Raw genomic sequence first — 14,635 nt, forward strand, 5'->3', positions numbered from 1 at the left:
TTCGACGACCGCCTCTGCAATTTCGGGAACGTCGCGGGCCTTCAGGAAAACCCCGTGACTTCCTCGTCGCGCGATGGCCCGGAGAGCCTCCACGACTTCGTGCGTCGTCATCGTCTCCTGCAACAGAAAACGTGGACGAACAACCGCCGGGTGCATGAAGGCTAGTTCTCCCTCGAGGGCGTTCTTTATCTCGTCACTGAACCGAGCCGGAGCTTCTACTACTACATCGACGAGGAGCTTCCTTCCCGTGTTGGCGAGGTTCAGCTCCTGTTTTTCGAGTTCCTTTATCGCCTGCTCAACCCGATTGCGCGTGTGCTCCCGGACGTTTGCGCGCCCGTTCAAGACCCTATCAACGGTCGCCACCCCGAGTCCTGCCTGGAGAGCGATTTCCTTAATCAAGAAGCGGTGAGCCAATCCGCCCCCCCTTAGTTGATAGTTTTTTGATGCGTTTCTGAGATTTCGACTTGTGCTTTGCGAGCTATCCTACATCGAAAATAGGAGGCACGGATGGACTTCCAACGAGAAGACAATCTCGCTGAGCGAACTCACTGGTATCGCGAAAGCGACTGCAACTTGGGTGATTTCGTGACGCTGCTCAACGCGGGACAGGAGCGAACGCCGCGCTACGCTGCAAAGTCGGTTCAAGGGATTCCTGTATACGAATGCGGCGATTTGGAAGAGGTGGTCTCATCCGACGTGGAGAGGGCTTATTTACTGTCGGAATGGGCCGGGGTCTTGCGGGACGGAGCGGGCGTCTTCGTGCTCAAACGCGCATTTGCCAACACCGAGTGCGTGGACGAGGCAGCAGCGGTTTTCGAGTCGATTATTGAAGCCGAGAAGAAATCGGGCGCGAAGGCTGACCATTTCGCGAAAGCAGGCGCGAACGACCGTATTTGGAACGCACAGGAAAAGCTCTGCGTTAAGGCACCTGAGGTCTTTGCCACGTACTTTTCGAACCGGTGGTTGCCGGCGGCCGCCGAGGCATGGCTCGGCCCGTGTTTTCAGGTTACGTCCCAGGTCAATGTTGTCAGACCCGGCGGCGAGGCACAGCAAGCTCATCGTGACTACCATCTGGGATTTCAGTCAGCGGAGGCGGCAACGTCTTTTCCGGCGCATGTGCATGGGATGTCGCCTTTTCTCACGCTGCAAGGGGCCATCGCGCACAGCGATATGCCTGTTGAGAGCGGCCCAACCAGGCTCCTGCCTTACTCGCAGCGATACGCTCAAGGCTATGTGGCTTGGCGTAGAGCTGATTTCCGGAGGTATTTCGAGAACAACTTCGTCCAGGTGCCGCTCGTCAAGGGCGATGCCATCTTTTTCAATCCGGCGCTATTTCACGCAGCCGGCGCGAACCGGACGAGCGACGTTCAGCGCATGGCAAACCTGCTTCAAATCTCGTCTGCTTATGGTCGGGCGATGGAAGTGGTAAATCGAACGCGCATGTCCGAAACCCTCTACCCCGTCCTTCGAGACCGCATGAAGGCCGGCAACATAACCGAGGTTGAGGCGATGTCGGTAATTGCCTCGTGCGCTGAAGGCTATTCGTTCCCAACCAACCTGGACAGGGACCCGCCTGCCAAAGGGCTCGCGCCGGAGAGCCAAGCCCAATTGATGCTTCGAGCGCTTCGGGAGGACTGGGAGCCGGCCGAGTTTGTACGAGCCCTCGCAGAGCAGGCATGGCGCCATGAGGCCGGCGAATCCGTTGCACTGATAGATTATTGATGTGTTTATGTGCCTCAAAGATCGAGTCTCGACACTATTATGATGCCAACGCGACACACAAAATGACTCAGGGAGGTCGCGCGTGCGCCCGCATTCGACCCGGATGCGGGCGAAGAAGGAGGGCGTAATGGTGCAAGGGCATGGACCAGTTCAAGGAACTACAGCTGTTCGTCGAGGTGGCCGAGACGGGCAGCATCAGCCGAGCTGCGGAAGCTGTCGAGCTTTCCATCTCGGCGGCGAGCAGGTATTTGATTTCGTTGGAGGCGAGGCTCGGGGTCCAATTGGTTCGCAGAACGACGCGTAACCTTTATTTGACTGAGGCTGGTGCCGAATATCATCGGCGCTGCAAATCCATCCTCGCCGACCTTGGCGAAGCAGAAGCCGTAGTCAAAGAGGCGGTTGTGCGTCCAAGCGGTGTCCTTCGCATCACCGCCTCGTTATCATTCTGCATGCTGCATATTGCGCCGATGCTTCGTGATTCACACGTGGTAGTGAGAACGTCGTTGTCAGAGTGAAACCATTGGTGGAATCGAATGACGGCCAGATATTGCGTCTCGCCGCGCTAGAAAACTTGGGCATCCTGGTGCAGCCCAAATACATCATCTACGACGACCTCAAGGCAGGTCGCCTAGTGCCGGTGCTTGACGATTGGGACCTGCCACGGCTGACCATGAACATCGCGTTTCAGACCCGCTCACATCTACCTTTAAAGGTGCGGCTGTTCATCGACGCGCTTGTAGAGCGGTTCCATCAGAACGAGTACGAACGGCATTGGACGGCGTGAGCCCTGCGCTCACCGCAGTTGAGGCTTCTTCCCACTTAGCGCGTGCCGCATGGCCTTCATGAGATTGGATTGAACGAAGCTGACCTCGACTACGCGTGTGAGGTGGCTCTGTCGAACCCTTACTGGAACCCGCGACCAATTGAGAAAAAGCCACTCAGAGCACTACTGCAGCGTGCTTGGGAAGGTGCCCGTCCGAGCGCGTGATGTCGCGAATTTGCTGACGTTGGCGCGGTGGTATTTACCTCGGCGTAGCCTGGCGGAGGACCGGCGTCGGCGAGGTACTAGCCGTGGTTATCAACTAAGTTCGTGCAACGTAGCGACGAGACATGTCGCCGGCTCCGTGAAGTCACATGAGCTTGCGTCTTTGGCGGCTTTTGTGCCAGTGAAAAAATGCCTATTGCATCAATCACTTACGATAGCTGCCCGTAGCTTGTTCACAGCATTGCCAACAAAATCTGGGGATAAGTGACGGCCTCGCAGATGTCGCGCTCGGCCGTCGCTTCACCCGCTATTGCGCCCGCACCGCCTGACGTTGTGCAGCTTGCTCTTCGGCGTGCTTCTTTGCCACATGGTGTCCCGCATAATGGCCGGCTACACCGCCGACCACCGCGCCCTTCAGACAACCTGCGGCATTTGCTGTTCCGGCAGTCAACGGTGCCAACGTAGCAGTCGCCGCGAGCATCTTGATTCGGTGATTCTTCATGGAATGACAGTCTTCGTTGGAATACGCTGGATATGCGGCTTATCGACGTCGGTTCAATGACCCCAACGGCCGCGGTCGCGCCACTCCCGCTCATGCCACTCGTGTTCGCGCCATTCATGGTGAATACAGCTTGGAGTGTAGGCGGCGCATTCGAGCACAGGTGAAACGGTCGTGCGAGATTGGTAACAGCGGGTTACCTTGGAGGCAGGCATGGTTGTAGTCACGCGCACCGCGCAAGCCAGTCGGCGATGCGCGGCATCTCGAGAATGCTGGGCCCAACGGTACTCGTGCGGACTATTTCATCAAGTTGAGCTGCAACCGCGATGTCGGCGATCGACTTTGAGTGGCCAACAAGCCAGGGGCTATCGGCGAGCAGTGCATCGACGTATGTCAGGTGCGTAAGCAATCGCTCACGAATCGACGAGGCGGGAAATTTGCCAAGCCCCTGAGTCTGCAATTTGCGGCTGTACATGTGTCTGACTACGATGCTAAAGGGAATTCGCTCCCAAGCCGGTCGCCCCGCACACAGCAAGTCGGTGGCTTTAGCCCGTGCACCGGCATCCGTCATGCGAAGCGCAGCCTCGAACCAGTATAGGGATTCATCCGCCCAATCTTCGAGCAAACAGGCGAGTGCGCGCTGGCTGGGTTCCGCCGGGAACACCGCAGGCTCCGGCACGCGCTGCTCCAGAAAGACAACGATGTCAGTACTGTCCTGCACCCGCTCGCCGTCGAAATCCACGACGGGCAGCTTGCCAAGGCGGGACAGTCTTTTGGCCTTTAAGGCGAGCAGTCCGTTGTAGTTCACCACGGTGAAGCGAATACCCTTGTGGTTCAGTACCTTTCGGACCTTGCCGCAAAACGGCGAGGCTTCCCACTGATGCAACACCACCGTCGCCATAGTAGTTCAGCCCCTCTTGATTGCGTTCGAGTACCAGAAGCGAAGCTACCTGAACTGCCTTGTCACCTTGTGCTGGAGCACCACGGTGCCCATCCCTTGGCCAGGCTGGGGCAGAAGCGCAGCCGTATGCGGCGCGGTGCCCGAAATGTCCTTGTATTTCCCCGCCAACTGCCGTCGGAATATGCGAAAGCGCCGGCGATTCAATGACCCTAATATAACGACGACTCGTTCAGTGTCGGTGAGTCTCCAAGCGGCAAAAGCTTCGGTTTTCGGTAATCGCGGAGCAGGACTCTAATGAGCGGATTGCGCGACGCGAGTCGCGCCGACTGGCGGATGTTCCCCCGACCCGAATGAGCTCGACGACTTGGTCGCGCCATCTGATTTGGCCACCGTCCGCTTCGGCGAGCAGGCAGTACCGCGTGGTCGTGGCGTGCACTAGCTTCAGCGCAGCCTTGAAGGCCGCCACATCGAACCTATGCGCGGCACCCGCGTACATGCTCTGGCTTCGCATGAAGTTTCCGGGTATTCGCTGTTGTAGGGGTCCCCAAGTTGGGACGGGACAGAAATCAACTGGAATCAGCCAGTTGGCGCAAGCGGAACGATGGTGCTTTTGAAAACAATTGCGGCCTGGTCTCGCTAATGGAAGCGCGCGACCGACGTAGGCCAATTGCTAAGGCTAGGCAGTCTTGATAGCAACTTTCCGCCATAACACAGAGGCTATCGGAAAAGAGATAAAAAGCAATTTTTGGTAACAAACATGACCTATACTCAGCGCTGCTATGTAGGCGAGTTGTAAAACCGGCTAAAACATTTTGTTTGCCGTCAATTAATAGATTAATTACGAGGAGGCTGAACTTCTTCAGAGCACGCATTACACGACTTCGTTGTCGACTATCACTTCTGGCAATGCTCTCAAACTTTGTCTTCAGCTCAACTTGAGCCGACGATGTGGGAGAGTTTAATTCTGCTCGAATGCACATTAAGCAACATCTTCGGCCAACTTATTGCGCCACTGCCTGCCGGCATCGCGTTGGCCGTTGTCTGCAACTTTTTTTGCACGCTGCCACACGATTCCGGCCCTCCGCGAGAACATGCTTTGATTTGTTGGAGGTCGCCATGAAAAAACTGGTCCCGCCCATCAAGAGAGCATTGCAGGAATCGACAATCGTAGCAACTATTGCGCTCGCCTCGCCGGTTGCGAATGCGGTGGTGGCGATGCCGGCAACCGGTTCGACAGTTGACGACAACTCGCCTTCGGTCATGCCCGCGAGCGGGTGCAGGACACCTTAGTACGTCATGGACGGCTTTCCTGTTCATTACCCGCGCAAGTCCCTCGTCTGTCCGGACTGAGCCTGCGGCCGCAAGTCGGCCACTCAGTTGGGCGCGGCGGAAAGTCTGCTTCAATGGAGGTCAATATGAACCGCATTACGAGATATCTGCGACTCACGCTCGCCTTCGCATTGTTCGGCATCCTTTTGGTCATCGCGAATCGCGACGTGTTGGCTCAGCAGAACCCCGATGTCCTACCACGGCAAGCAGCAATTTATGGGGAGACCTACGGTCAATGGTCTGCGGCGTGGTGGCAATGGATGCTTTCGATACCATCGGGCTCGAACCCAACGTTTTTCCCGGACGGCACGGGCTGCGGCAGTAGTCAGTCTGGACATGTATGGTTCCTGGCAGAACCCAATTCCGGCAGCGGGCCTGCTGAAGAATGCACCGTGCCCGTCGCAAAATCCATTTTCGTGCCAATTGTCAACGCCGAATGTTCTAGCGTAGAGGGCGGTCCTCCGTATATCCCTAGCATTTGTAACGACGACGCTACCTGCAGGGCATGCGCCAAGTCCCTTGCGGACCAGATAGACCCAACCTCTCTGAAGGCGTCAGTTGACGAAATGCCGGTGAATGACCTGACGATTTTCCGCGTGCAGTCGCCGCTCTTTCATTTCTCGATTCCAGCGAACAATTGGTTCTCCGCCGAAGGCCTTATTGCTCCCGCAGGAACCGGCATCGCGGTCAGCGACGGATACTGGCTGATGATAAAGCCACTGTCACCGGGTCAACACAAAATTCATGTTGAAGGAGCCATTCCGAGTTTCAGCTTCTCGGAGAAGGTGAACTTTTTCATCACTGTGCGCCAGCCCTGAACAAGCGCTTGGCGTGACCTGCGTGGGCCGCTTCGCGAGGAGGGGGGCGCGGGTATGAGGCAGCAATACCATCTCTCCCTCGCCCCGGACGCTGAAACAGCGGCGCATTCGGCCGTGCCAACCGGATACGTACGCGTCTGAGGCCTTCGAGCTAGAAGTTCGTGCCAGCGCTAGGCGCCGTTGACCGAGCGCAACCCGTCACCTCTTGAGAGAGAGAGAGACGAAATGGAGGCCAGCGATGAACTCGAGTTTTTCCGAAGGACCCTCCGGTATTCGCTGGTGTCCCAGTGAAAGACCAATGGAGTCGGGGCGAATCTGACACGGTGTCTGGAAATGACCCCGTTTTGAGCTATGTGGTCTTCGACATGGCAAATGGGGACAAGGTTTTTGGCCGATACGAGGGCACTGCCCAAGCGACGACCTCCCAATCAACCGAAAAGAGGACTGTTGTCGGGAACCTTGTTCTCACGGGCGGGACAGGCAAGCTGCGCGGCATTCACGGCACCATACACGTATTGACTGACACGGACTTGTCCAAGGAACTGAACGATACCAAATTCGAAGGGGAGTATTGGATGGAAAGAGATTGACGCGCTGCGCATCCGCGCAGGCGCCGCCATCCATTTAATAGGAGACTTACCGTGGCAACTTACATGAGCCTTTGGAACTTCACCGACCAAGGTATTCGCGCGGTGAAAGACACAACCAAGCGAGCCGGCATATTGAAAGAGACGGCACAGATAGCCGGCGTCACCGTGAAAGACATCTATTGGACCTTGGGAACCTACGATGGCCTGGTCATTTTCGAGGCTCCAAACGAAGAAGCCCTTGCCGCTGTTGGGCTCGCGGTCGGTGCGATGGGAAACGTGCGCACGCAGACCATGCGTGCCTTCTCCCTCGATGAAATAGAAGGAGTTCTCAGCAAGCTGCCTTGAGCACACACCATGGCCGCGTCATCCCGTCGGCTGTGCGGGCTGGGGCGAGCAACGCCGCGTCCTTGCCAGCTGACGGGTTGGACCACAGTTGATAGCAAGGCAAAAAGCGAGGCCAACGCCCCGGCTACCCGCTCGCCCCGATACCGTATCTCGCCCGATGCGGCGTCATCGGCACTTCATGCAGGATGCTTGCACCGCGCCTAACGCGAATCGCTTTCCTGCCGTGCAAGCGGGCCGCCCGCAAACGGGTCATTACGCCAATCCACAGTCTCCCGATTTGTCCGCCGTGGTACCGCCTTTGGCGACAATTTAAAGTGGTCGATGGATTGACCCGCACTAATCGCTTGTTTGAGCCATTGAGGCATTTCTCCTTCGCCGGTCCACGTGTCTCCCGTCGCACTAACGTAGCGAGCGTCTTTCTGCTCGCTTGCTAGCGCTGAAGCCAGGTCGTCTGGCTTGATGCCAAACTCGTCCATACGATGGCGGAGATAAGCAATCATGCTGTCTCGCTTACGTTCGTCCATGAAACATTCCTTCCTTAATGCCATAGCTTGGCGGCTATTGAGCGCCGCTTGTCGAATATCGCATCGTACGCACATTGCGCGGATGTAATGAGGTAGTCAGGGTGGTGACAAGCTGCAGCACTTCGGCAAGCACCGGCGTCGCTGCCTATCTGATTGAGGAACCAGGAAGCCGGTACGTCGTTGTCGAATTTGAGAGCTGGATTGATACCTTCGGTGACCTACGAACGCATAGCCACAGTATGCATCCATATGGCATAGTGCGCTCGTTTAATCAACAACAAGGGGAGTCCATATGGCAACACTACAGCAAATTCAGGCAAAGCTGCAGAAGCTTCGGGCGCAAGCTGATGCGCTCGTCGCAAAGAAGTCGTCGGCAGTTGTCGAGAAAATCCGCGAACTGATGGCACAGCACGGTCTAACGACAGCGGATATTAACGCGCACACCGGCGTAGCGACGAGCGGCGCAAAGCGCGGACCCAAGCCCGGATTCAAGCGGGCCGGCAAGTCAGCGGCAGCAGCTGCTGCGAAAAAAACGGCTGCGTCCCAGGCGAAAGGCAAGTTGCCCCCAAAATATCGCGACCCGAAGTCCGGTGCGACCTGGAGCGGACGCGGTCCGGCTCCGGCGTGGCTGGCTTCGGCGAAAGACCGCAGCAAGTTTTTGATTGATGGCGCCAGCGCGGCGGCCGATTCGAAACCAACGGTCACGAAGGCTGTTGCGAAGAAGGCCCCGACGGTGAAGAAAACTGCTGCCAAGAAGGCCGTGAGCGCGAAGGTGCCGGCGAAAAAAGCGCCGCGCAAGCGCGTGGCCGTGCCCGCTTCGGTGGCCACAGTCGAGTCTGGCGCCGAGTTGACGAACTAAACGTAGTTGTCAGGTGCCCGATGGACCAGCGATTTTCTGGTTCCACCGGGGTACTTTGAGGTTGGATTTTTCGGATGTGGCGCCTTCCGGCGTCGTTTCAATACCCGCGCCAATCACGATGCTCGCGCCACTGGTGCTCATGCCATTCCTGGCGGCGCCATTCACGTTCACGCCACTCGCGACGTTCGCGCCATTCGCGGGCCCGCCAGTCGTCGTCACCGCCGTACACGACGGCGACAGGTGCGGGAGCATACACGACGGGAGGTGGCGGTGCGTACACTGGCTCTGCCGGCGCATACACGGCTCCGGGGATGCCCAATCCAATGGCGACGTCGACGTGTGCCGATGCTGCTGTCGATGCTGCCAGTATTGCCAGACCGAGTGCTGCGCCAAGAATCTTCTTGTTCATCTTCGCTACTCCTCGCACAGTGAGTGCAATGTCAGTGACTACGGCTCGGAGTGTAAGGAGCGATGTCGGACACATGTGAAACGGCGGTGCGAGATTGGTAACGCTGGGTTACCGGCTTCGATGCTCCGCTTCCGCCCGTCCATCCCTCCGATGGAAAGACTTCTACCTCTCCAAAAGAAAGCTTTTTATTTGCCAGCCACAGCCTGCTCAGGTGGATTAGTTCGCAATACGCGGCACAGCCGGTTCGCTTTACGGACAAAATCGACTTAAATTTCAATTGTTTACGTGGACGACTAGACTAGACGCCTCGTCCCGGCTGTTTGCATCCCCGTCGTCAATCTCGGACTGGCAAATTTTAAAATAAATCGGCTTACGGGGCTCGGTTTCCCCAAACTGAGGAGGGCATTCCAAACGGATAGGCGTTCGGCACGAATCGCCGCGCGCATGTGCAGCGGCACCAAGCGTACCGGTCCATGTGCGCATCAGCGATGGCGTACGCTACGTTCGATTTGACGAAATCCCCGAACCGGCAAAGACCTTTTTCGAGGAGAGCATGGACGGCGCTGGAATTCCTAGCCACGGTTGCGCGTACGCGCACGACTGGGAAGATTTTCTAAATGGCCACCGCTAGTTCTTGCTGCGCTGAATGACCAAGATGTGCCGGCCTGCCTTCGTAGCGCCCTCGGAGTCAGCTTGCCCCCTGGCGCTTGGGTTCAAGAATTCGCAGCATCGTCCGTCCCCCCAAGTTTTTGAGTGGGAAATAGGCGCGGTGCGTCTCGAGGTCCACGGCTACGACGTGCGCGTTCGGGCCAACATGACCGTCTCCCAGTTTGGAGACCGTGCCGGCTTCCACGCGAAACATCGAGACGACGCCTGCTTCGCCAGCGACGTACAGCAAGTGAAGTAAAGAGTCGTATGCAAGCACATCCGGGTCTTTCCCGACTTTGAACGACGCTGCCAACCGCATCGTGGGCATGTCGAGAACGATGAGTCGGTCGTTCCCTTCGCAGGCGATAAAGGCTAGCCGCCGCTCGGCATCTATCAGGAGGTCGTGGTTGCCTCTCGCGCCCGGCACGTCAACCCGGGCGACAATCTGGTCCCTGGCGGGGTCGATTTCAAACAACTGGTTCCGCGTCTGGACGTTGACGAAGATGTGCTTCGAGACCGGGTCATACTGAGTGTTCCCTGCCTCGCCACCGAGCGAGATGGTCGCTATGCGCCGGTTTGACTGCGCATCAATGACCGCGAGGGTGCCGCCGGTCTCATCAGATACATAGAGCTTGTGCACGTCAGGCGCGTATGCCATGCCGTCCGGATATACGCCTGCGGGTATGCGAGCCGTTATTTCCAGCGTCGCCATGTCGATGGCGACCACCTCGTTTGTCCCAGTTGCGGACGCATAAACGCGGCCCAACTCAGGGATTGCCAGCACGCCGTGCACCGAACTGACGTTGGCGACGCGCCCCACGACGCGAGACATCGCCGTGTCGAAGGCGACGACTTCGCTATCACCCAGGTGGGCGATGAACAGTCGGTGTCCGCTGGTATCGAAGCTTTCGTAATCGAACCGCGTAGTCTCGCCGCCGAGCGGCACGTCGACGACTTTTTGCAGAGGTAGATTGGAGGCCTCAAACGCTTCCTCTGTGGTTGCCGGACCGTGCGGGATAGACCCAAGCGTGACAATCGCGAGAGCGGCAACGGCGACGGCGCGACGCGTCAATGACATGCTAGACAAAGGCATGATATTGCCTCGGCGCCATGTCTTTTACACTGCCGGTGGCCAGCCGTGCGTCTCGCTCTGACAGTCGCGACACCACGCGTAGAGTGCGTCGTACATGACCATGCCATGTGAAAGCATTTCATGGTCGTTCTCGAATATTCTCGACAGACCCAGCGACAAGGCCAGCAGCCCCGCAGCTTGCGGCGCCAGGTCGAGTCGTGCAGTATCCGCTCCACGTACGATTACGGCGAGTGTGGCGAGCGCTGGGTCCGTCAACTGATATTCGGCGAGGAAAGTGTCGAAGCTGCATTGCTCACCGACATGGGACAGCTTCACGCCCGGGACGTCATACGGTATCGCACCTTCACGCTCGGCAATGGCCAGCACCTGGTCTGCTGGCACAAACAGAAATTCCGGTAACTCATCGATGAACCTGCGGATAAGCCACGGGCAGGCAATGCGGTCAATTTTCGGGCGCTCGCGCGTAATCCATTTCATGTCATCCTCCGCGCGGGAAGTGCGGCTTGCATTCTGTGAGCCGCGTTATCCCAGTTGATAAGGCCAAATAGCTGATTGACGTAATCGCCGCGCCTGTTCTGATACTTCAGGTAGTATGCGTGCTCAAACACGTCTAGGACGAGGATGGGCTGAATGCCCCAGGCTGTGAGCTTTTGATGGTTCTCACACTGCAGGACCATGAGCTTAGCGGTCGATGGATGGTAGCCAACGATGCCCCAGCCAGACGCTTCCACGGCAACGGTTGCCGCAACCAGTTGCGCCTTGAACTTCGCGTACGACCCGAAATTTCTGTCGATTGCCTTTGCGAGGTCTCCCTTCGGTTCGCCGCCTTTGCCCGAGACAGTGGTCCAATAAACCGTGTGAAGGATGTGACTCGACAACTGAACCGCGAGTTCTTTCTCATAAAATTTCACCAGCGAGAAGTCATTCGATTCGCGCGCTTTTGCCAATCCATCTTCGGCTTTGTTCGCGGCAGCTGCTGCCGGCTTGTGGTGAAAGGTGTAGTGCAGTTCGACAGTGCGTGCGTCGATAGCCGGCTCAAGGGCGTCGTAGGCAAATGGCAGTGGCGCTGCGGCGTATTTGCCATCCGCGTCTGTGAGCTTATCGATGTAACCGACGTCCTCTGCGGCATGTACGGTCTGTGCCTGAGCCAGCATGATTCCCGCACCAACAGCGGCCGTGTTGTGCAGGAAGTTACGACGTGTTGCCATGAATGCTCTTCCTCGTAGACTGCGTCCACGCCCACCGTTAAATACCGTGAGAATGAACGAGCGGATAAACAACAAGACCAAACAGGGCCGCTGCGACGACGATGACCGGCTCCTGCAATTTCTTGAAGCGCCACAGAAGCAGCACGGTCACGATGGCCACTGCTACAGTGGGAATGTCAATGAGCGAACGCTTTGCGATAACCAACACGGAACCCGTGATGGCACCGACGGCGGCGGCCGTGATGCCGTCAACGAATGCTTTAACGGCGGGTAGTTTTCCGTATTTTTTGAAGTACGGTGCGGGCAGTACCGTGAACAGGTAGCAAGGCAGGAATGTGCCTAATGCAGCCACGCATGCGCCAGCGAGTCCCGCAACCAGATATCCGATGAAGCCGACCGTGATGACAACCGGACCGGGCGTAATCATCGCGACCGCAACCGCATCGACGAACTGACGGTCATTCAGCCAATGATGTTCAGTGACCACCCCTCCATACAGGAACGGCACGATGGCGAGCCCAGAACCGAACACGAATGCGCCGGCCTTCGCGAAGAACAGTCCAATCTGGCCTAGTAGCGGCAGGTCCAGGCCGCTGAGGATGCCACTCATCGTGGGAAGGTAGCCGACAGCAAGCCCGTGCATGGAACCCTTGGCAAGCCACTTAGGCGGAGCGCGCCGTAGCCATCCGATAACGCCTGCGGCGATAAAGAGCCACGCAATCTCCGATTCCGTTACGAACGTTACGACGGCCAGCGTCAGGAAAATGGCCAACAGAAGCTTGTCCGAGCCAACAGTTTTGGTGGTCAGCTTGTAGGCGCTCATCGCGATGATGCCGACGACGGCCGCTCCCACGCCATAGAAGACTGCCTGCATCCACGACAGGCCGCCAAAGTGTGCATACGCCCAGCCGAGCGCCACGACCATCAGAAATGAGGGGATAACAAACGCAAGGCCGACGACGGTGGCGCCCAGCAACCGGAAGTGCACATATCCAAGATAGATGGCCAGCTGTGCCGCCATAGGGCCGGGCGCCAGTTGCGCCAGAGTGAGCCCTTCCTTGTAGTCTTCTTCGCTAATCCAGCCCCATCGCTCCACGAGGTCCCGCCGCATGTAGCCGGCCAGTGCGACGGGGCCACCGAAGCCGATGGTGCCGAGACGCAGCATGTAGCGCACAAGCTGGCCCAAGGTATAAGTGGGCGCGGCGTGCGTTGCGGTGCTCATGAGCGTTTCCCGGCGTCCATCTTTTCCGCTGCGGCAAAGTGCGCGAGCAGCGAATCGAGGACGTTGCTCATCTCCGCAAGCATGTCGTCGTCGGTCAACGCACGGGCTTTCGCCCCTATCATCACCGCTTCGAAGCCAATCGCTTCTGGTACGACGGGGCCGCCGATATCGAGTGCGTGCACCAGCGCGCCCAGCCTGAGCAGCCCCGGTTCATCTTCAAGGCCGAAGCTGGCTACCAGCACCTCGAAGGTCACGCGTTCGCCGACGTGCGTGAACGCAGCGCCGTCAAAGTCGAAGCCCAGCGCGTCGTCCGGGCACTCGCTGGGCGACGCGAGCCAAAGGAAGCGTGCCCGCGAATCGATGAAACGCCGGATGAGCCATGCACTGGCAACACGGTCCACCCACAGCCGTTGACGGGTCGCCCAGGTCCGCCCCTGGTGGTTTTCGCGAGGCAGTACCGGAATCGCACCCTCGGCCTGATGAGGTTCCCCCGGCGACAGGACGGTGTTCGCCAACGCAACGAAGTCCTGCCAGGCGGCCTCGGCTCGCGTAGATGCCTCGCTCCGGAAAAAGTCGATGCTTGAAATCGCCTCGAAGTCCTTGCCAGCACGGCGTAACAGCCGGGCGATTTCAGCCGGAGAGAGGTCCGAAAGCGTTTTTCTAGCGTCGGCCAGCGACCGCACGAAGGCTGCGTAGTCGTCGGCTTTGTCGAACAGGGACCGGAATTCGGCCTCCTGGTCTGCCCCCCGGCTAGAAGTCCGAACAAGATGAGCCGCTCCGCCGGCTTCGCCGATGCTCGTTCCAAGCTCCAGCAATTCAGCCTCGGCGGCATCCGTCGCAGGCAGCAGGTAGACGCCGTCCCGTAAGACAGCGCAGCCTTTGGCCTTGAGGGCACGCCAGAAGCGCATCCGGGCCGTAGTGTTGTCGGTCGGCAGCGTCAACACGAGGAGGAGCCAGTCGTTCAGTGGGGTCATGTTGCATACGTTACAACACAGTAGCGAGTTCTACAAGAAACAAGGTCACGCAGTCGGTTGGAATTCTGATCGGCCGCTGACAGCACGGCGATTCCATGGACAAGAAAAAGACAAGGCCGGGCCTAGCGTAAATCAGTCCCTTCAAAAAGCTTTCGTCAGGAGGTGTTGCTATACCCCTCTACCCTATATGAGCTATACTCCCCCACGGTATATCGGAGGTCATTCATGAGCCACACCATTCGTGAGAAGCAGAAGCTGCTCAACAGGGTCCGCCGTATCAAGGGACAGGTCGAAGCCATCGAGCGAGCACTGGAAGAGGAGCGCGGGTGTGTCGACGTTCTGCAGCAAATCACGAGTTGCCGGGGGGCAATGAACGGTCTGCTGGCTGTCGTGCTCGAGGACCATATCCGCACCCATCTCGTGGACGCCGACACCAACGAAGAGCCGGCTGGCAGTGCGACTGACCAGCTGATCGAAGTCGTTCACAGCTATTTCAAGTAGAGTCAAAA

At 58.0% G+C, this 14,635-nt stretch carries 18 protein-coding genes; 8 read left to right on the forward strand and 10 right to left on the reverse strand.

What is annotated here, in order from left to right:
- The coding region (locus tag J3489_RS37905; protein ID WP_242540337.1) for a LacI family DNA-binding transcriptional regulator at positions 1-414 on the reverse strand (414 nt) is incomplete at its 3' end.
- Positions 415-507: 93 nt separating this feature from the next.
- Between J3489_RS37905 and J3489_RS26885 the strand changes: the two genes are divergently transcribed.
- The 3 genes from J3489_RS26885 to J3489_RS38640 all read left to right on the forward strand — a co-directional run bounded on the left by J3489_RS26885 (position 508) and on the right by J3489_RS38640 (position 2,506).
- On the forward strand, positions 508-1,722 hold the full coding sequence (locus J3489_RS26885; RefSeq protein ID WP_207003327.1) for a phytanoyl-CoA dioxygenase family protein: 1,215 nt from the start codon (positions 508-510) through the stop codon (positions 1,720-1,722).
- A gap of 140 nt (positions 1,723-1,862) precedes the next feature.
- Positions 1,863-2,237, forward strand: a complete 375-nt coding sequence (locus tag J3489_RS38635; RefSeq protein WP_309491430.1) for a LysR family transcriptional regulator — start codon at positions 1,863-1,865, stop codon at positions 2,235-2,237.
- Between the two features lie 8 nt (positions 2,238-2,245).
- Positions 2,246-2,506, forward strand: coding sequence for a LysR substrate-binding domain-containing protein (locus tag J3489_RS38640; RefSeq protein ID WP_309491431.1), 261 nt, complete (start codon positions 2,246-2,248; stop codon positions 2,504-2,506).
- Between the two features lie 508 nt (positions 2,507-3,014).
- Here J3489_RS38640 and J3489_RS26895 read toward each other — a convergent pair.
- Together J3489_RS26895 and J3489_RS26900 are read right to left on the reverse strand one after the other, a co-directional pair.
- Complete coding sequence (locus J3489_RS26895; RefSeq protein ID WP_207003328.1) at positions 3,015-3,209, reverse strand: hypothetical protein; 195 nt, start codon at positions 3,207-3,209, stop codon at positions 3,015-3,017.
- A gap of 220 nt (positions 3,210-3,429) precedes the next feature.
- On the reverse strand, positions 3,430-4,107 hold the full coding sequence (locus tag J3489_RS26900) for a glutathione S-transferase family protein (protein WP_207003329.1): 678 nt from the start codon (positions 4,105-4,107) through the stop codon (positions 3,430-3,432).
- A gap of 1,415 nt (positions 4,108-5,522) precedes the next feature.
- Between J3489_RS26900 and J3489_RS26905 the strand changes: the two genes are divergently transcribed.
- The 3 genes from J3489_RS26905 (at position 5,523) to J3489_RS26915 (ending at position 7,189) form a co-directional block, all read left to right on the forward strand.
- Positions 5,523-6,254 carry a hypothetical protein gene (locus tag J3489_RS26905; RefSeq protein ID WP_207003330.1) on the forward strand — a complete coding sequence of 244 codons (732 nt, stop codon included), beginning with the start codon at positions 5,523-5,525 and terminating at the stop codon, positions 6,252-6,254.
- A 287-nt stretch (positions 6,255-6,541) separates the two neighbouring features.
- Entirely contained in the window at positions 6,542-6,844 is a 303-nt protein-coding gene (locus J3489_RS26910) for a hypothetical protein (protein WP_207003332.1), read from the forward strand.
- A 51-nt stretch (positions 6,845-6,895) separates the two neighbouring features.
- The gene (locus tag J3489_RS26915; RefSeq protein WP_207003334.1) at positions 6,896-7,189 is read left to right on the forward strand and encodes a GYD domain-containing protein; all 294 of its coding nucleotides are present in this window, start codon (positions 6,896-6,898) and stop codon (positions 7,187-7,189) included.
- A gap of 200 nt (positions 7,190-7,389) precedes the next feature.
- Here the strand turns inward: J3489_RS26915 and J3489_RS26920 are convergent, their stop codons facing one another.
- A complete protein-coding gene (locus J3489_RS26920; protein WP_207003337.1) occupies positions 7,390-7,713 on the reverse strand; it encodes an H-NS histone family protein in 324 nt (107 codons plus the stop codon).
- A 292-nt stretch (positions 7,714-8,005) separates the two neighbouring features.
- Here J3489_RS26920 and J3489_RS26925 point away from each other — a divergent pair, with 292 nt between their 5' ends.
- Positions 8,006-8,572: an H-NS histone family protein gene (locus J3489_RS26925; protein WP_207003341.1), complete on the forward strand. Its 567-nt coding sequence runs from the start codon at positions 8,006-8,008 to the stop codon at positions 8,570-8,572.
- 97 nt (positions 8,573-8,669) lie between these two features.
- Here the strand turns inward: J3489_RS26925 and J3489_RS26930 are convergent, their stop codons facing one another.
- The 6 genes from J3489_RS26930 to J3489_RS26955 form a co-directional block, all read right to left on the reverse strand.
- Positions 8,670-8,981 carry a hypothetical protein gene (locus J3489_RS26930; protein ID WP_207003348.1) on the reverse strand — a complete coding sequence of 104 codons (312 nt, stop codon included), beginning with the start codon at positions 8,979-8,981 and terminating at the stop codon, positions 8,670-8,672.
- A gap of 688 nt (positions 8,982-9,669) precedes the next feature.
- Complete coding sequence (locus tag J3489_RS26935) at positions 9,670-10,722, reverse strand: YncE family protein (RefSeq protein WP_207003349.1); 1,053 nt, start codon at positions 10,720-10,722, stop codon at positions 9,670-9,672.
- Between the two features lie 24 nt (positions 10,723-10,746).
- Entirely contained in the window at positions 10,747-11,199 is a 453-nt protein-coding gene (locus J3489_RS26940; protein WP_207003350.1) for a chromate resistance protein ChrB domain-containing protein, read from the reverse strand.
- Positions 11,196-11,930: a superoxide dismutase gene (locus J3489_RS26945; RefSeq protein WP_242540338.1), complete on the reverse strand. Its 735-nt coding sequence runs from the start codon at positions 11,928-11,930 to the stop codon at positions 11,196-11,198. Before J3489_RS26945 ends, J3489_RS26940 begins: the two co-directional genes overlap by 4 nt.
- 37 nt (positions 11,931-11,967) lie before the next feature.
- Positions 11,968-13,152 (reverse strand): chromate transporter, encoded by a 1,185-nt coding sequence (locus tag J3489_RS26950; RefSeq protein ID WP_207003351.1) that lies wholly within the window; start codon positions 13,150-13,152, stop codon positions 11,968-11,970.
- The gene (locus tag J3489_RS26955) at positions 13,149-14,126 is read right to left on the reverse strand and encodes a chromate resistance protein ChrB domain-containing protein (RefSeq protein ID WP_207003352.1); all 978 of its coding nucleotides are present in this window, start codon (positions 14,124-14,126) and stop codon (positions 13,149-13,151) included. The genes J3489_RS26950 and J3489_RS26955 overlap by 4 nt, the downstream gene beginning before the upstream one ends.
- A 225-nt stretch (positions 14,127-14,351) precedes the next feature.
- Here J3489_RS26955 and J3489_RS26960 point away from each other — a divergent pair, with 225 nt between their 5' ends.
- Complete coding sequence (locus J3489_RS26960; RefSeq protein ID WP_207003354.1) at positions 14,352-14,627, forward strand: metal/formaldehyde-sensitive transcriptional repressor; 276 nt, start codon at positions 14,352-14,354, stop codon at positions 14,625-14,627.
- Positions 14,628-14,635: the final 8 nt, after the last annotated feature.

Origin of the sequence: Trinickia mobilis (genome assembly GCF_017315705.1) — a bacterium.
Classification (GTDB): Bacteria; Pseudomonadota; Gammaproteobacteria; order Burkholderiales; family Burkholderiaceae; genus Trinickia_A; species Trinickia_A mobilis.